Origin of the sequence: Corynebacterium nasorum, assembly GCF_032821635.1 — a bacterium.
GTDB classification, from domain to species: domain Bacteria; phylum Actinomycetota; class Actinomycetes; order Mycobacteriales; family Mycobacteriaceae; genus Corynebacterium; species Corynebacterium kefirresidentii.
The window spans coordinates 226,271-242,202 of the sequence record NZ_JAVBIE010000002.1; the positions used below are offsets into that span (position 1 = coordinate 226,271).

General features: G+C 58.4%; 23 protein-coding genes. 7 read left to right on the forward strand and 16 right to left on the reverse strand.

The window, feature by feature from the left end:
• The first annotated feature begins 82 nt into the window (after positions 1–82).
• Complete coding sequence (locus RAE07_RS02940; RefSeq protein WP_317001305.1) at positions 83–904, forward strand: siderophore-interacting protein; 822 nt, start codon at positions 83–85, stop codon at positions 902–904.
• 72 nt (positions 905–976) lie between these two features.
• Here RAE07_RS02940 and rpsQ read toward each other — a convergent pair whose 3' ends face one another.
• The 11 genes from rpsQ to rpsJ are packed head-to-tail and all read right to left on the reverse strand — an operon-like array spanning position 977 to position 6,148.
• Positions 977–1,285 carry a 30S ribosomal protein S17 gene (rpsQ, locus tag RAE07_RS02945; RefSeq protein ID WP_023020554.1) on the reverse strand — a complete coding sequence of 103 codons (309 nt, stop codon included), beginning with the start codon at positions 1,283–1,285 and terminating at the stop codon, positions 977–979.
• 2 nt (positions 1,286–1,287) lie between these two features.
• Positions 1,288–1,518 (reverse strand): 50S ribosomal protein L29, encoded by a 231-nt coding sequence (gene rpmC / locus RAE07_RS02950; protein WP_317001306.1) that lies wholly within the window; start codon positions 1,516–1,518, stop codon positions 1,288–1,290.
• Positions 1,518–1,934 carry a 50S ribosomal protein L16 gene (gene rplP / locus RAE07_RS02955; RefSeq protein WP_023020553.1) on the reverse strand — a complete coding sequence of 139 codons (417 nt, stop codon included), beginning with the start codon at positions 1,932–1,934 and terminating at the stop codon, positions 1,518–1,520. Before rplP ends, rpmC begins: the two co-directional genes overlap by 1 nt.
• Positions 1,935–1,937: 3 nt before the next feature.
• Positions 1,938–2,681 (reverse strand): 30S ribosomal protein S3, encoded by a 744-nt coding sequence (gene rpsC / locus RAE07_RS02960; protein WP_317001307.1) that lies wholly within the window; start codon positions 2,679–2,681, stop codon positions 1,938–1,940.
• On the reverse strand, positions 2,681–3,043 hold the full coding sequence (gene rplV, locus RAE07_RS02965) for a 50S ribosomal protein L22 (protein WP_005276938.1): 363 nt from the start codon (positions 3,041–3,043) through the stop codon (positions 2,681–2,683). Before rplV ends, rpsC begins: the two co-directional genes overlap by 1 nt.
• 3 nt (positions 3,044–3,046) lie before the next feature.
• Positions 3,047–3,325 carry a 30S ribosomal protein S19 gene (gene rpsS / locus RAE07_RS02970; RefSeq protein ID WP_005276936.1) on the reverse strand — a complete coding sequence of 93 codons (279 nt, stop codon included), beginning with the start codon at positions 3,323–3,325 and terminating at the stop codon, positions 3,047–3,049.
• A gap of 13 nt (positions 3,326–3,338) precedes the next feature.
• Positions 3,339–4,175 (reverse strand): 50S ribosomal protein L2, encoded by an 837-nt coding sequence (gene rplB / locus RAE07_RS02975; RefSeq protein WP_023020551.1) that lies wholly within the window; start codon positions 4,173–4,175, stop codon positions 3,339–3,341.
• Positions 4,176–4,210: 35 nt separating this feature from the next.
• Entirely contained in the window at positions 4,211–4,513 is a 303-nt protein-coding gene (rplW, locus tag RAE07_RS02980) for a 50S ribosomal protein L23 (RefSeq protein WP_023020550.1), read from the reverse strand.
• On the reverse strand, positions 4,513–5,166 hold the full coding sequence (rplD, locus tag RAE07_RS02985) for a 50S ribosomal protein L4 (RefSeq protein ID WP_317001308.1): 654 nt from the start codon (positions 5,164–5,166) through the stop codon (positions 4,513–4,515). The genes rplW and rplD overlap by 1 nt, the downstream gene beginning before the upstream one ends.
• Positions 5,163–5,819 (reverse strand): 50S ribosomal protein L3, encoded by a 657-nt coding sequence (rplC, locus tag RAE07_RS02990; protein WP_023020549.1) that lies wholly within the window; start codon positions 5,817–5,819, stop codon positions 5,163–5,165. Before rplC ends, rplD begins: the two co-directional genes overlap by 4 nt.
• Positions 5,820–5,842: 23 nt before the next feature.
• Entirely contained in the window at positions 5,843–6,148 is a 306-nt protein-coding gene (gene rpsJ / locus RAE07_RS02995) for a 30S ribosomal protein S10 (protein WP_003848085.1), read from the reverse strand.
• A 719-nt stretch (positions 6,149–6,867) separates the two neighbouring features.
• On the opposite strand from rpsJ, the gene RAE07_RS03000 reads away from it, so the two are divergent.
• From RAE07_RS03000 to amaP, 6 genes are read left to right on the forward strand one after another with little or no spacing between them, the layout of a single operon-like run.
• A complete protein-coding gene (locus RAE07_RS03000) occupies positions 6,868–7,347 on the forward strand; it encodes an Asp23/Gls24 family envelope stress response protein (RefSeq protein ID WP_023020548.1) in 480 nt (159 codons plus the stop codon).
• A gap of 5 nt (positions 7,348–7,352) precedes the next feature.
• Positions 7,353–7,700 carry a hypothetical protein gene (locus RAE07_RS03005; protein WP_317001309.1) on the forward strand — a complete coding sequence of 116 codons (348 nt, stop codon included), beginning with the start codon at positions 7,353–7,355 and terminating at the stop codon, positions 7,698–7,700.
• Between the two features lie 2 nt (positions 7,701–7,702).
• Positions 7,703–7,897, forward strand: coding sequence for a DUF2273 domain-containing protein (locus RAE07_RS03010; RefSeq protein ID WP_023020546.1), 195 nt, complete (start codon positions 7,703–7,705; stop codon positions 7,895–7,897).
• Positions 7,897–8,862, forward strand: a complete 966-nt coding sequence (locus RAE07_RS03015; RefSeq protein WP_317001310.1) for an Asp23/Gls24 family envelope stress response protein — start codon at positions 7,897–7,899, stop codon at positions 8,860–8,862. Before RAE07_RS03010 ends, RAE07_RS03015 begins: the two co-directional genes overlap by 1 nt.
• On the forward strand, positions 8,855–9,421 hold the full coding sequence (locus RAE07_RS03020) for a DUF6286 domain-containing protein (RefSeq protein WP_023020544.1): 567 nt from the start codon (positions 8,855–8,857) through the stop codon (positions 9,419–9,421). The genes RAE07_RS03015 and RAE07_RS03020 overlap by 8 nt, the downstream gene beginning before the upstream one ends.
• Complete coding sequence (gene amaP, locus RAE07_RS03025; RefSeq protein WP_023020543.1) at positions 9,414–9,989, forward strand: alkaline shock response membrane anchor protein AmaP; 576 nt, start codon at positions 9,414–9,416, stop codon at positions 9,987–9,989. Before RAE07_RS03020 ends, amaP begins: the two co-directional genes overlap by 8 nt.
• Here amaP and RAE07_RS03030 read toward each other — a convergent pair.
• The 5 genes from RAE07_RS03030 to rpsL all read right to left on the reverse strand — a co-directional run bounded on the left by RAE07_RS03030 (position 9,978) and on the right by rpsL (position 15,830).
• Positions 9,978–10,676 (reverse strand): hypothetical protein, encoded by a 699-nt coding sequence (locus RAE07_RS03030; protein ID WP_023020542.1) that lies wholly within the window; start codon positions 10,674–10,676, stop codon positions 9,978–9,980. The two genes, amaP and RAE07_RS03030, sit on opposite strands and share 12 nt — an antisense overlap.
• A 272-nt stretch (positions 10,677–10,948) precedes the next feature.
• The gene (gene tuf, locus RAE07_RS03035) at positions 10,949–12,139 is read right to left on the reverse strand and encodes an elongation factor Tu (protein ID WP_284835573.1); all 1,191 of its coding nucleotides are present in this window, start codon (positions 12,137–12,139) and stop codon (positions 10,949–10,951) included.
• Positions 12,140–12,531: 392 nt separating this feature from the next.
• Positions 12,532–14,661 carry an elongation factor G gene (fusA, locus tag RAE07_RS03040; protein WP_317001311.1) on the reverse strand — a complete coding sequence of 710 codons (2,130 nt, stop codon included), beginning with the start codon at positions 14,659–14,661 and terminating at the stop codon, positions 12,532–12,534.
• Between the two features lie 323 nt (positions 14,662–14,984).
• Positions 14,985–15,452: a 30S ribosomal protein S7 gene (gene rpsG, locus RAE07_RS03045; protein ID WP_005322865.1), complete on the reverse strand. Its 468-nt coding sequence runs from the start codon at positions 15,450–15,452 to the stop codon at positions 14,985–14,987.
• Between the two features lie 6 nt (positions 15,453–15,458).
• Entirely contained in the window at positions 15,459–15,830 is a 372-nt protein-coding gene (gene rpsL / locus RAE07_RS03050) for a 30S ribosomal protein S12 (protein WP_005322866.1), read from the reverse strand.
• Between the last annotated feature and the right edge of the window lie 102 nt (positions 15,831–15,932).

Sequence of the window (15,932 nt, forward strand, 5' to 3'; positions counted from 1 at the left end):
AAAGAGGAAAATAACTTTGCTTACCCTATACCGCAAAGAGTTATTTAGGCAAGCCTTAGCTTATTATGAGTATATTAGACGCATGAACTCTTCCCCACAATCGGCCACGATGCGTCAGCACGAACTCATCCCCGTTATTCTGGCCGCTAATATACGGATCCGGCCGCGCCTGCACCGCCTGACGTTTTATGCCGAGGCATTCCGGACATACACCCTCTCCGGACCCGATGAATTCTTTGGACTCGTCATGCCACAAGCCGGACAGGAATTTAGGCCCTTCCCCGTCGACGGCATAAACCTCCGCTCGGCGGTAAGCGCGATTTGCGAGGAGAGGCGGCCGGACCTGCGCTGGTATACCATCCGCGCGCTCCATTCAGAGGAGGCCACAGTCGATGTCGACGTGGTCACCCACGGCGATTCCGGACCTGGTTCGCGGTGGATTCGCCGCGCACGAGCCGGCGATACGGCGGGATTCTTTACGTGCAACGACTTGTGGCGACCAACCGAGGCAGCACAACTTCTAGTCGCCGACGCATCCGCCCTGCCCGCCCTGCGGCACATCTTGGCCTACCAAGAAACCCATAACCCGGCGATGCTTCGAGCCACCGATGTTATGGCCGTGGTAACCAGCGAGGACGAGGTAGAGCCGGGCCTTGCAACTCGGTGGGAGACGAGCGTCCGCAGCCTGCGCATCATTCATACCCAACCGCGTCAGGAGGCGGATGCTGTCGTAGCCGCTCTAAGAGCGGACTATGCCCGTGCGCCGGGGCCAGGGTACGTGTGGGCTTCCGGCGAGGGGGAGCTAGCAAAGAGCGTACGAGGCCTCGCGGTGAATGAGTGGGGCCTGGATACCACCGACGTCACGTGGGTTCCCTACTGGTTTTATGGACGGGCCCGACCGTAGCGAAGCCTTAAAACGGCGAAGGCCCCTACCCCGAACCATAAGATTCGGAGCAGGGGCTGCGCTGGCTAGTTTTTACTTAGCCTTCTCGATGATCTCAACGAGACGGAAGTGCTTGTCCTTGGACAGCGGGCGGGTCTCAGCGATGCGTACGAGATCGCCGATGCCTGCGGTTTCTTCCTCGTCGTGCGCCTTAACCTTCTTGTTAGAACGCATGATCTTGCCGTACAGGGCGTGCTGCTTGCGGTCTTCCAGCTCGACAACGATGGTCTTGTTCATCTTGTCGGATACTACATAGCCGGTGCGAACCTTAGGAGCGCCCTTGACCTTCTCCTTCTTCGGAGTAGGTGCTTTCTTGGAATCAGTCACGTTAGCCTCACTCATGATTAAGCCTCAGCTCCCGGAGCAACGGACAGGCCCAGCTCGCGCTCGCGCAGAACGGTGTAGATGCGGGCAATGTCGCGCTTAACCGTGCCGATGCGGCGGTTGTTGGTCAGCTGGCCGGTGGCCTTCTGGAAGCGAAGGTTGAACAGTTCTTCCTTCGAATCCTTCAGGCGGGACTGCAGCTCAGCATTGTCGAGCTCACGGAACTCGTGGGCGGGGGTACCGGTTGCCATTAGAACTGGTCCTCCTTCTTGATGATACGGACCTTGCAAGGAAGCTTCTGGCCAGCGCGGCGCAGAGCCTCAATTGCAACGGCATCGTTCGGATAGCTCATCTCGAAAAGTACGCGGCCCGGCTTAACGTTAGCCACCCACTTCTCAACCGGGCCCTTACCGGAACCCATACGAACGCCGAGCGGCTTCTGGGTCAGCGGACGGTCCGGGAAGATGTTGATCCACACCTTGCCACCACGCTTGACGTGGCGGTTGATGGCAATACGTGCGGCCTCAATCTGACGGTTGGTGATGTACGCCGGCTCGAGAGCCTGGATAGCGTAATCGCCGAAGTTGATGCGGTTACCGCCCTTGGACACGCCGCGACGGTTCGGGCGGTGCTGACGGCGGTACTTAACACGCTTAGGAATCAGCATGGATTAGCCCTCCTGCTTCTGCTGTGCACGCTGGCGGCGCTGGCCACCGCGGCGGGAGCGACCATTGCGGTCACGGCCACGGCCCTGTGCCGGAGCGTTCAGTTCGGACTCGCGTACGCCACCGACGACGTCACCCTTGTAGATCCACACCTTGATGCCAATGCGGCCGAAGGTAGTGTGGGCCTCTGCGGTGCCGTAATCGATTTCGGCGCGAAGAGTGTGCAGCGGAACGCGACCCTCGTGGTAGCGCTCAACGCGGGACATTTCAGCACCACCCAGGCGGCCGGACAGCAGAATCTTGATGCCCTTAGCCTGTGGCTGGCGCATAGCGGACTGGATAGCCTTGCGCATTGCACGACGGAATGCGACGCGGTTAACCAGCTGCTCCGCGATGGAGTGAGCAACCAGGGTTGCGTTTGCGTCTACCTGCTTGACCTCGAGGATGTTGAGGGCAACCATCTTGCCGGTGAGCTTTTCCAGCTCGCGGCGGATACGGTCAGCCTCAGCACCGCGGCGGCCAATCACGATGCCCGGGCGGGCAGTGTGAATGTCGACGCGGACGCGGTCGCGGGTGCGCTCGATAACGACGTCGGCAATGCCGGCGCGCTCGAGGCCCTTGTTGAGGTAGTTACGAATCTTGATGTCTTCGGCTACGTAGTTCGCGTAGTCCTTATCGGCGAACCAGTGGGTCTTCCAGTCGGAAGTGATGCCCAAACGTAGGCCGTGAGGATGGATCTTCTGGCCCATTACTTGGCCCCTTCCTGCTGGCTTTCGACCACCACGGTGATGTGGCTGGTGCGCTTACGAATCATGAATGCACGACCCTGTGCACGCGGCTGGAAACGACGCATGGTCGGACCCTCGTTGGCATAAGCCTCGGAGATGACCAGGGTGCGTGGGTCGAGGCCGAAGTTGTTCTCAGCGTTAGCGGCTGCAGAAGCAACGACCTTAGCAACTGGCTTGGAAGCACCCTGCGGTGCGTACTTCAGGATAGCCAGGGCTTCGCTTACGGACTTGCCGCGGACCAGATCGAGCACGCGACGTGCCTTCATCGGGGTGACGCGGACGTAGCGGGCCGTGGCGGATGCGGAGGTGATGGTCTCACTCATCGCTTATCGACGTCCCTTCTTGTCATCCTTGACGTGACCCTTAAAGGTCTTGGTTGGTGCAAACTCGCCCAGCTTGTGGCCGACCATGGAGTCCTCGATGAAAACCGGCACGTGCTTGCGGCCGTCGTGGACGGCGAAGGTGTGGCCGATGAAATCGGGGAGAATGGTCGAGCGGCGAGACCAGGTCTTGATGACCTGCTTGGTGCCTGCATCGTTCTGAGCATCCACCTTGTTGAGGAGGTGCTCATCGACGAACGGGCCCTTCTTAAGGCTGCGTGGCATTGTTTACCTCCTCTTAGCGCTTCTTGTTCGGGCGACGACGGCGCACGATCATGTTGTTGGAGTAACGGTTCGGGTTGCGGGTGCGACCCTCCTTGTGGCCCCATGGGGACACAGGGTGGCGACCACCCGAGGTCTTACCCTCACCACCACCGTGTGGGTGGTCAACCGGGTTCATTACGACACCGCGGACGGTCGGGCGAACGCCCTTCCAACGCATACGGCCGGCCTTGCCCCAGCGGATGTTCATCTGCTCGGCATTGCCAACCTCACCAACGGTGGCGCGGCAGCGGATATCCACACGGCGGATTTCGGAAGACGGCATACGCAGAACTGCGTACTTGCCTTCCTTACCCAGCAGTTGAATGGAAGCACCAGCGGAGCGAGCCAGCTTAGCGCCAGCACCCGGCTTGAGCTCAACAGCGTGGATGGTAGAACCGGTCGGGATATTACGCAGAGGCAGGTTGTTGCCAACCTTGATATCTGCATTCGGGCCGGACTCTACGATGGTGCCCTGCTTCAGACCCTTAGGGGCGATGATGTAGCGCTTTTCGCCATCAACGTAGTGAAGCAGTGCAATGTTTGCGGTGCGGTTCGGGTCGTACTCGATGTGAGCGACCTTTGCCGGGATGCCGTCCTTGTCGTTACGACGGAAGTCGATCAGACGGTAACGGCGCTTGTGGCCACCGCCGATATGGCGGGTGGTGATGCGGCCGTAGTTGTTACGGCCACCAGTCTTGCTCAGCGGGCGCAGCAGGGACTTCTCCGGAGTAGAACGAGTGATCTCGTCAAACTCAGAAACGGAGGATGCGCGGCGACCCGGAGTTGTCGGCTTGTACTTACGAATAGCCATAATTCTTCCTTTTCCTTTCGGCTCTCCGGTGACGCTTAAGCGCCGCCGCCGAAGACGTCGATGGAGTCGCTGCCTTCACGGAGCGTCACATATGCACGCTTGGTGGACTTACGCTGGCCGTAACCGGTGCGGGTGCGCTTACGCTTGCCTGCACGGTTCACGGTGTTCACGGAGTCGACCTTGACGTCAAAGATCTGCTCTACGGCATCTTTAATCTGGGACTTATTGGAGTCCGTGGAGACGTAGAACGTGTACACGTTCTGCTCCATCAGACCGTAGGACTTCTCGGATACAACCGGGGCGATGATGATATCGCGTGGGTTAGAAATCTTAGCCATTAGTTCTCCTCCTTATCCGCGCCGGTTGCGCGGTTGATGAAGGTGTGTAGCGCCTCAACGGAGAACACAACGTCATCGGAGTAGAGAACGTCGTAGGTGTTGAGCTGGCCAGCGTCCAGGATCTGAACGTTAGGCAGGTTATTAGCGCTACGACGAGCATTGATGTCCTCGCGGCCGATGACCAGGAGCACGTTCTTGCGCTCGGTCAGGGACTCGAGGAAGGCCTTAGCCGACTTGGTGGACGGCTTCTGGCCTGGCACGAGCTCTTCGATGACGTGGATGCGCTCGTTGCGAGCACGGTCAGACAGTGCACCGAAGAGAGCAGCCTTGATCATCTTCTTAGGGGTGCGCTGTGCGTAGTCGCGCGGCTGTGGGCCATGGACGGTGCCGCCACCGGTGTAATGCGGTGCGCGGATGGAGCCCTGGCGTGCACGGCCGGTGCCCTTCTGACGGAAAGGCTTGCGACCACCACCGCGGACAGCGCCGCGGGTCTTGGTTGCGTGGGTGCCCTGGCGTGCAGCAGCAAGCTGAGCGTTAACAACCTGGTGCATCAGAGCAATGGATGCCTCGGTGTCAAAGATTTCAGCAGGCAAGTCTACAGAGCCGTTGGTCTTACCCTCGGAAGTGTGGACGTCTAGCTTGAGGTTGCTCATGCGTGTGCACCGCCCTTCACTGCGGTCTTAACGGTGACGAGGCCGCCGCGCGCACCAGGGATAGCACCCTTGATGAGCAGCAGGTTGGACTCGGCATCGATTTTCTGAATCTTCAGGTTCTGGGTGGTCACGCGGTCCTGGCCCATACGGCCAGCCATGCGCTTGCCCTTGAAGACGCGGCCCGGGGTAGCAGCGCCGCCGATGCCACCAACGCGGCGGTGAGCGGCCTGGTTACCGTGAGCTGCGCCCTGGCCTGCGAAGCCGTGGCGCTTCATGGCACCAGCGTAGCCGTGGCCCTTGGTCTTGCCGGTGACGTCAACGAAGGTGATGCCCTCGAAGATGTCAACCTTGACCTCTTGGCCAACCTCATAAGCAGAGGTGTCGTCCATGCGGATTTCCGCAACGTGACGGCGCGGGGTAACGCCAGCCTTCTTGAAGTGACCACCAACCGGCTTATTTGCCTTGCGTGGGTCGATTTCGCCAAAGGCGATCTGGATGGCGCTGTAGCCATCGGTTTCGGGGGTGCGAATCTGGGTGACAACGCATGGCCCTGCCTCGACGACGGTAACCGGTACAACGCGGTTGTCCTCGTCGAAGACCTGGGTCATGCCGAGCTTCTTGCCCAGAATGCCCTTGATCTCGTTTTCACTCATTATTTGTTCTCCACCAAAGTCGCTTACTGGATGTTCACGTCGACGCTTGCCGGAAGATCGATGCGCATAAGAGCATCAACGGTCTTCGGGGTTGGGTCGAGAATGTCGATCAGGCGCTTGTGAGTGCGCATCTCGAAGTGCTCGCGAGAGTCCTTGTACTTGTGCGGAGAACGAATAACTGCGTATACGTTCTTCTCGGTTGGGAGCGGCACTGGGCCGACTACACGAGCACCGGTACGGGTAACGGTCTCGACGATCTTCTTTGCAGAAGCGTCGATAGCCTCGTGGTCATAGGCCTTCAGCCGAATGCGGATTTTTTGTCCCGCCACGCTTATCCTCTTCCTCGCTTCCCCACTTTCACATTCCCGGCGTTTCCGGGGCGTGAAGCGGTGGGAAATTGCTTCTCGATTTCTCTATAACGTTGTCCGGGCTTGGGGGCCTGACACAACGCCAGTGGTCTGACTGTCATGACGACCAAGAGTTGCGGTACATGGCAAGCGCCAGAACGCAGTGCTCTCGACGGGGTACAAGACCCGTGGTCAAAGTATTGTGAAGAGGACGGTTTTCACGCATTACACGTGGAGAGTGTCCAATTCGTCTACTGCCGCTGTTTATTTGCCATGCCCCTTCTCCGGTCCATCTTCTCGGGGTGTCACTGCTCTAACGCGGACCTAGCCCGATCGGATGACCTTCCAGTCAATGTTTCAAGTTCCCCTGAAACATGGCGACAACGAAGGTGTCATGTTCGCTTTACCAGCTCAGCGTCTCCCCGAGACTGCGCTTGACGACGTCCGTCGCTCGCACCACATCTCGGTTCTCGCTGCCCTGTTAAAGCAACCTTTGTATTTAAGCATGTTGGGCTGCGGTTTTTCAAGCCGCGTATTAAACCGTGCCAAAAATCACGTTTTGGAAAATTTTGTTGCCTCGCACCCCACACTCGGCTGAGAAGTATCTAAACTCGGAGGCAATGGCTGTGGACTCTTTGTCCTGCCTAGATAGTTGAATATCGCGTTCATGCATTACCCAATAAAGAAAGGCTCAATCGCCCATGTCTGAAAACAAGACCCCTGCACAAAACTCTGACAACCAGGTTCCCGCTTCCGAGGAGCGCGAGGTCAATAACAACCTGGAAACCCAGTACGGCACCACCACCATCGATGATGTCGTGGTCTCCAAGATTGCCGGCATCGCAGCCCGCGAGGTTTCCGGCGTGGATTCCCTGGGTGGCGGCGGCGCCCGCATGATCGGCAATATTCGCGAGTCCTTCGGTGCTTCCGAGGACGTCCGCCAGGGCGTAGACGTAGAGGTAGCAGAAGGCTCCGCCCGCATCGAGATTGCAATCACGGCTGAGTACGGCGTGGCCATCCACGAGCTCGCTGAGGCTATCCGCCGCAACATCATGAATGCTGTAGAGCGCATGACTGGCCTGAGTGTCGAGCGCGTCAACGTTGTTGTTCACGATGTCAAGCTGCCGAAGGATGAGTCCGAGTCTGAAGACCAGGCTGCTTTGAACCAGGGTCAGGCCTAAGCCCAATGCCTGAGACCCGAGCACATTTCGAGCTCGAGGTAAGCCACGCCCGCGCTATTGCAGAGGCCGTCACGAAGATCCGCGGCGTCGCTGCACTCGACGGCGGTTCGTTCGGTTCGGTGAGTTTGTACCTCCCAGGCGAGCGCATCGTCGGTATGCGGCGACCCAATCCGCGCGATGATCGCCACCTGCAGATCAACATCCGCGTCGATATCAGCGCGGCGCCGGACCTTTATGCCTTGGCAGAAGATATCCGGTCCGCCGCACGTGGGGCATGTCCCGAACTGCAGCGCATTGACGTTGAGTTTTCTGACGCCGTGGATGGCTTATCCGCTGCTCCATCGAAGGAATAGATATGAAAAATTACACCACTTTGGGCATCATTTCCGGCCTTATTCTTGCCTTCTTTTTGCACCTAGGTTGGGGTCCGACCCTGCTCGCCGTACTCCTTGCTGCCATTGGCGGAATCGTGGGAGCACACTTTGATGGCCGTATCGATCTCACCTCTGTGTGGAATGGCCTCATCGGTAAGGAGAAAGGCCAAGGTTAATGACAGATAGTTCCACTCAGGGCCACACGCGTATCTCGCTGCGGACCATGGAACACATCGTTACCGCCGCGATCGCTAGCGTGCCCGGCACCAAGGCCATAGAGGCCAAGCTAGCGGGCATCGGCGGCCGCGGTTTTCCACGGGTCTCGGTCCAGATGGACTCGGAGCGCGAGGTAGCGGCCGTCAACGCCACTATCGGCGTGGTGTGGCCCTCGCCGGTTACTACGGTGGCGGAGCATACCCGCACCGCCATTTCAGAAGCCATCGCGGCACATACCGGTTATTCCACTACACGCGTTAATGTCACCGTTGGCGGTTCCGTTCCGGGCAATCGGGTAACAGCGGCAGAAGTGGAGCAGCGCCAGGTTGCTGCTGCCGTCGCGCCGCACATCATGCCCTCGCCAGTCTGGCAGCCGGTCACTGCCGAGTCAGTCAACGTACGCAGCATAGCCACACCGCAGAAAACACCGGTGCGCAGCGTCACTGCCCCGGACTCCGACATCGCGGTGCGGTCCGTAAACACTCCGCGCGAGGCTGAGGTACGCAGTGTCTCTGCTGATCTCCCTGACCACCACCTGCGCGAAATCTCTTCCCCAGGTGAACATGCGCTGCGGCCTCTCAAAGAGCCTAAGCCGGTACACGTTCACAGCGTGGCGGCACCGCGCCCAGCCAAGCTGGTCCCCAGCGGACAGGTTCGCCCGCTGTCGCGAAAAGTAAAGGTATCAGCTCCTCGGCCGCAGCCGCTGCGTGATATCGAGATCCGCCACGAGTGGACACCGCGCCGCGTGCAGACCCCTAAGTCCGTTCCTGCGCGAAAGGTACAAGCCCCTCGACCACAAGCACTCAAACGTATTGAGGTCACCCCGGCCAACCCTCGCCCACTGCACGTGGATGTGCCACGACCGGAGCCGTTGCGCGCCATTTCCATAAACCCCTACCGCCCACAAGGAGGCAACCATGGCTGAACAGCACATGCCTGAACACTTTGGGCAGCAGCCGAAGGCGTCTCCAGCGGCGCGATCGTGGGCTGTGATTCTAGGGCTGCTTCTGATCGCCGCGGGCATCGTCGGCGTGCGCGAGACGTGGCTTGTAGGTTCTGGCTCCGATGCCCAATCGTGGGTACAGCCAGTACTTAACCTCATCGCCACTGAACAGCTGCAGACCTGGATGATTTGGGCCGGTGTCGCATCCATCATCGTCGGCCTTATCTTCCTATTTGCAACGCTAAAGACGCGCCGCACAACGCACCTGCAGCTGGCTTCCGATACCGCGTCCATGTGGATGCGGCCGGTAGATATCGCTCGCCTATCTTCGGCGACTGCTCGCCGCGTGCCGGGCGTTGCCTCCGCACAGACCTCAGCGGATAAAAAGACCGCTAAGGTCACCGTCAATGGTGATACCGACGATGCCGAGCTGCAGGGCCGAGTAGAGACCGCGGTTACGCAGTGCCTGGCGCACTTAAAGAATCCGCCACAGGTCACCGTAGCTGTAGAAAAGATTCCGGAGTTGGATAACAATGTCTAGAAAACTTGCTACTTTTGACCGTATCCTGCTCGGCCTGCTGGGAATAATCCTCATCGCTTTGGGCGTGTGGCCCATCCTTATCCACTTCAATGTGGAGTTTGCCAAGTACTTAGCCCTGTGGGTGGACCACGATGCGTGGAAGACGTTGGCGGACAATGACTGGTGGGTCTGGGCGCTGGCCGGTGGTTCCGCACTACTGCTTATCGTAGGCCTGTGGCTCGTGGTAGCTAACCTGCGCCACCGTCGCTTTAATAACGTGGAGTCTGCATCGTCTAATGACAAGGGATCTATCACGACGTCGATGAACGCTATTGCCGGTGCTGTGGCCCAGGATCTGGATGGAATTAAGGGCGTCGAGCACGTGGAGCGGCTCGTGGCTTATGACCGTGCCCGCCCTACCCTGCAGTACACGGTCACGGCCAATCCGGATACCCCGGTGGAGCGCCTTACTGGCGCCGTGGAGACCAATGAACGCGATTTCCGCGCGGCTTTCCCGGACGCGGATTTGGACACCATTTATAAACTGCAATTCAGCAAGGTTGGACCTCTGAAGGACCTATCCGAATAGCGGGTTCGGGGTCTCTGCCACTAGGACCTCTTCAATGGCCCCCAAACGGGCCGATTCGCCGCCCCCGAGGATCACTTCCAGTTCCTCTCCGGGGCGGCATTTTTCTATTCGCTGCCAAGAATAATCCTGGCGAGTAACGCGGCGATTTTCCTTGGCAAATAGGTGTAACCCATGGTCAAGAACGCCAATGGCCCCGGAGAAGCGAAGAACAAAGACGAAATCGCCTAACTCCTGCCGCTTCAGGCCCTTGAGGTCTGGGCACGTAGTGCTCAACCGCATGAGGCTGGTAACCACGCCAAAGCGGTGCTCGAAGCCTTCTGTATCACGAATGGTAAAAGGCCGGCCGGGCCCGGTTGGGCGAATGGAATCATATGCCCATACCACGGGTTGAGCTTGTGGACGGCGCACGATGACGTGGGTGGGGGTGGCGGTAATGCGGTTAGTGGGGGCGTCGGCAAGCACCAGCCACTCCCCTTCCGCAATGCGTCCGTTATCCAAGGGCAGAAGCGGTGGATGCACGGCCGCTTGTCGCTGCAACTCCGCTACCAGCTCCGCATCGCTCGCACCCCAACCGATGCCCCGATTAGCCAGCATGGCAAAGAAGGTGGCGAGACTGAGGTCGGGTTGGCCTTCCCAGGCGCGACGGAGGGACTCAAGAGTGGGATCGATGCGGGTGGGGTCATCCATATCCGCCAAGATTACCCAGCGACGGCGACAGGCAAGAGGTCGGGGTGCGGGCGAAGATATTCACCCCCAAGTTAATTTCATTCAATTAAATAAGTACTATAAGTGTTCAACAATCGTGAACGCCATATCCCCTGTTCATCGGCACTTTAGTGCCCTATTTTCCCGCTTCGCCACCCCCGCCAATGAGAAAGTGGGTTAAGGATCAAAAAATCCGCCCCACCAAAGGTGAAGCGGATTCTTTTTAGCTCTACTGAGCGGTTACGAGGTATCGATTACTCGATAACCTTGGTAACGCGGCCAGCGCCGACAGTGCGGGAGCCCTCGCGGATAGCGAAGCGCAGGCCCTCGTCCATAGCGACCGGCTGGATGAGCTCAACGGACATCTCAACATTGTCGCCAGGCATAACCATCTCGGTACCCTCTGGCAGGTGAACAACACCGGTAACGTCCGTGGTACGGAAGTAGAACTGCGGACGGTAGTTGTTCATGAACGGGGTGTGGCGGCCGCCCTCTTCCTTCTTCAGGACGTAGACGGAGCCCTCGAACTTGGTGTGCGGGGTGTAAGCGCCCGGCTTGATAACAACCTGGCCACGCTCAACGTCCTCACGCTTGGTACCACGCAGAAGCAGACCACAGTTGTCGCCAGCCTCGGTGTAGTCCATCATCTTGCGGAACATCTCGATACCGGTAACGGTGGTGGTCTGGGACTTCTCCTGGATACCGATGATCTCAACGTCCTCGTTGACGTTCAGACGGCCACGCTCAACACGGCCGGTAACAACGGTACCGCGGCCGGTAATGGTGAAGATGTCCTCGATAGGCATCAGGAACGGCTGGTCGGTAGCGCGCTCCGGATCCGGGATGGAGTTGTCGCAGGCTTCCATCAGATCAACGACGGACTGTACCCACTTGTCATCGCCCTCGAGGGCCTTCAGAGCGGAGATGTGAACGATAGGAGCTTCCTCATCGTAATCCTGCTCTGCGAGCAGCTCACGGATCTCCATCTCAACGAGCTCGATGATTTCCTCATCATCAACCATGTCGCACTTGTTCAGCGCAACGAGGATGTAAGGAACGCCAACCTGGCGAGCAAGCAGAACGTGCTCGCGGGTCTGCGGCATCGGGCCATCGGTTGCAGCAACAACCAGGATAGCGCCGTCCATCTGAGCAGCGCCGGTAATCATGTTCTTGATGTAGTCGGCGTGGCCCGGAGCGTCAACGTGTGCGTAGTGGCGCTTCGGGGTGGAGTACTCAACGTGGGAGATGTTGATGGTAATACCGCGCTCCTTCTCCTCAGGAGCCTTGTCGATCATATCGAACGCGAATGCCTGGTTCTCCTCAGGGTACTGGTCAGCCAGAACCTTGGTGATCGCTGCGGTGGTGGTGGTCTTGCCGTGGTCGACGTGTCCGATGGTGCCGATGTTCACATGCGGCTTCGTACGCTCGAACTTCTCCTTTGCCACTGTATGTCCTCCTGGACTATATGGTGGCTACGACCTTCGCAGCCACGTGGTTGACAGTTGTCATTGGCACCCGACCCACAGTATGTGGGGCAAAGCGCTAATGACGCTTTCTTTACGTGCCAGTTACACGATCCTAGATTTATGCCACGGTTTTTTCAAACCGCCGTTATAGGAGGTAACCCCGCGAAATATCGCGGCCATTTCCCTCGACAAGAATCTTCTAAAAAGGATCCTGGGAGGGTAACGGCCGGCTCAATTCACAACCTAGATGGTTAAGCTGCAAACTCAGCCCGCCGCTACCCTGGCCCAGTTGTCCCGCTCCGCGGCGGGTCTGGCATCTACTGGCGAAGATTACCAGCCCGGACAAACCGCGGGTGGAACGGGGCTACTGCTTAGTTAGCGCTGCCGGTGCGCTCCTCGATGATCTCCTGTGCAACGGAAGTTGGAACCTCTGCGTAGGAATCGAAGACCATGGTGAAGTTTGCGCGGCCAGCGGTGGAAGAACGCAGGTCACCGATGTAACCGAACATCTCGGACAGCGGCACCTTAGCCTTAACGACCTTCGCGCCGGAACGGTCCTCCATAGCGAAGACCTGGCCACGACGGGAGGAGATGTCACCGTTAACGGTGCCCATGTACTCCTCAGGGGTGACAACCTCAACGGCCATCATCGGCTCCAGCAGAACTGGCTTTGCCTTGGCCATTGCTTCCTTGAAGACCTGGGAGCCGGCCAGCTTGAAGGCCATCTCGGAGGAGTCGACGTCGTGGTAAGCGCCGTCTTCCAGGGTGGCCTTGATGTTAACCATCGGGAAGCCTGCCAGGTAGCCGTACTGCATTGCGTCCTGGATACCAGCGTCAACGGAAGGAATGTATTCCTTCGGAACGCGGCCACCGGTGACGGCATTCTCGAATGCGTAAGTTGCGGACTCGCCCTCTTCCAAGGTCTCTGGGTCCGGGTTGTACGGCTCGATGGTGCAGATAACCTTTGCGAACTGACCGGAACCACCGGTCTGCTTCTTGTGGGTATACTCCATGGACTCAACCTTCTTACGGATGGTCTCACGGTAAGCAACCTGCGGGTTACCGATGTTCGCCTCAACCTTGAACTCGCGCTTCATGCGGTCAACAAGAACGTCGAGGTGGAGCTCGCCCATGCCGCCGATAACGGTCTGGCCGGTCTCCTCATCCAGCTCGACGGTGAAGGTTGGGTCCTCAGCTGCGAGCTTCTGGATAGCGGTACCCAGCTTCTCCTGGTCAGCCTTGGTCTTCGGCTCGATGGAAACTTTGATAACCGGATCCGGGAAGTCCATGGACTCGAGGATGATCTGGTTATCCTTGTCACACAGGGTGTCACCGGTGGTGGTCTCTTTCAGACCGATAACAGCATAAATGTTACCGGCGTCTGCCTGCTCAACAGGGTTTTCCTTGTTGGCGTGCATCTGGAAGAGCTTACCGATGCGCTCCTTCTTGCCCTTGGTGGAGTTCATAACCTCGGTACCCGGGGTGACCTGGCCGGAGTAGACGCGGGTGAAGGTGAGCTGGCCAAAGAATGGGTGAGCAGCAATCTTGAATGCCAGTGCGGAGAACGGGGACTCAACGGAAGGCTTACGGGTAAGCTCCTTGTCCTCGTTTCCTACCTCGTGGCCGATAACCTCGCCGACGTCCAGCGGGCTTGGCAGGAAGTCAACCACAGCGTCGAGCAGTGGCTGCACGCCCTTGTTGCGGTAGGCGGTACCGCAATAAACCGGGTAGACCTCGGAGTTGATGGTGAGCTTACGGATGCCGGCCTTGAGCTCGTCAATGGTCAGCTCCTCGCCGCCGAAGTACTTCTCCATGAGCTCTTCGTCGGACTCAGCAACGGTCTCAACCAGCTTCTCGCGGTATTCTTCCGCCTTGTCCTTGAGGTCCTCTGGGATTTCCTCGTAGGTAGGCTCAGCGCCGGTCTCGACCTTGCCACGCCAGGTGATTGCCTGCATATTCAGCAGGTCGACAACGCCGTCGAAGTCATCCTCAGCGCCGATAGGCAGCTGCATAACCAGCGGCTTAGCGCCCAAGCGGTCAATGATGGTCTGAACGGTGAAGTAGAAGTCAGCGCCCAGCTTGTCCATCTTGTTAACGAAGCAGATACGCGGAACATCGTACTTAGCAGCCTGACGCCACACCTGCTCGGACTGCGGCTCAACGCCTTCCTTACCGTCGAAGACTGCGACGGCGCCGTCAAGAACACGCAGGGAACGCTCAACCTCAACGGTGAAGTCAACGTGACCCGGGGTGTCGATGATGTTGATCTGGTTGTTATTCCAGAAGCAGGTCACGGCAGCGGAGGTAATGGTGATGCCGCGTTCCTTCTCCTGCTCCATCCAGTCAGTAGTGGACGCACCGTCGTGGGTCTCGCCCACCTTACGGTTGATACCGGTGTAGAAGAGAATACGCTCGGTGGTGGTCGTCTTACCAGCATCGATGTGGGCCATGATGCCGATGTTGCGGACCTTGTTCAGATCCTTAAGCACTTCTTGTGCCACGTTTATACCCCAACTTAATAGTCGTCGACGCCGTGACCAGGTTTCTGGCTATGACGCCTGCATGGATAAGGTCATGTATATTTTTGCCACTATTTGGCCGTCCTCGGGGCATCCTGCCCCTAGACTTCCATCGCTTCAGTGTACTGGACACTCCACGATGCCGCTGGACCGGGCGGGCATACCGCCCAGAAATCACACCCATTAGGGCAAAAAATGACCCAAGCAAGAGATATGTAGTTTTGTGTCGCCGCCGGAGAAAACCTGCCGGCAGCCAGCGCGAAACTTTCTTCTCGTTGCTTGGGCCATTGAAATGAGTGCTGAAATTACCAGCGGTAGTGAGCGAAGGCTCGGTTAGCCTCAGCCATCTTGTGAGTATCCTCACGACGCTTAACGGAAGCGCCGAGGCCGTTGGAGGCATCCAGAATCTCGTTTGCGAGACGCTCAATCATGGAGTTCTCGCGACGCTGGCGGGTGAAGGTCACCATCCAGCGCAGTGCCAGGGTGTTTGCACGGTCAGGGCGAACCTCAACCGGCACCTGGTAAGTAGCGCCACCGACACGGCGGGAGCGAACCTCAAGGTCTGGGCGGATATTGCCCAATGCCTTCTCCAGGGTGCCAACCGGATCGGTGCCGGTCTTCTCGCGGCAAGCCTCGAGAGCGCCGTAGACGATACGCTCTGCGGTGGACTTCTTGCCGTCCTGGAGGATCTTGTTGACGAGCATGGTTACCTGCTCGGAGTTGTATACCGGGTCCTTGACTACAGGACGCTTCGGAGCAGCATTCTTACGCATTGTTTATTACTGTCCCTTCTTTGCGCCGTAACGGGAACGTGCCTGCTTACGGTCCTTGACACCCTGGGTATCCAGAGCGCCGCGGATAATCTTGTAACGAACACCAGGAAGGTCCTTCACACGGCCGCCGCGAACGAGGACCATGGAGTGCTCCTGCAGGTTGTGGCCCTCGCCCGGAATGTAGGCGGAAACCTCAATACCGGTGGTCAGGCGAACACGAGCAACCTTACGCAGTGCGGAGTTCGGCTTCTTAGGAGTGGTGGTGTACACGCGGGTGCATACACCGCGACGCTGCGGGGAACCCTTCAGCGCAGCGGTGGAAACCTCTTTACGCTTATCGTGGCGGCCCTTGCGGACCAGCTGCTGAATAGTTGGCATTTAACAGTCTTTCTGTCGAATTGCACCAATACCGAAGGAAAAGAACCAAACATGCAAAAATGGGCGCTCTTTCCCGGGGCGCTGCCGCATGTCCAGAACTCT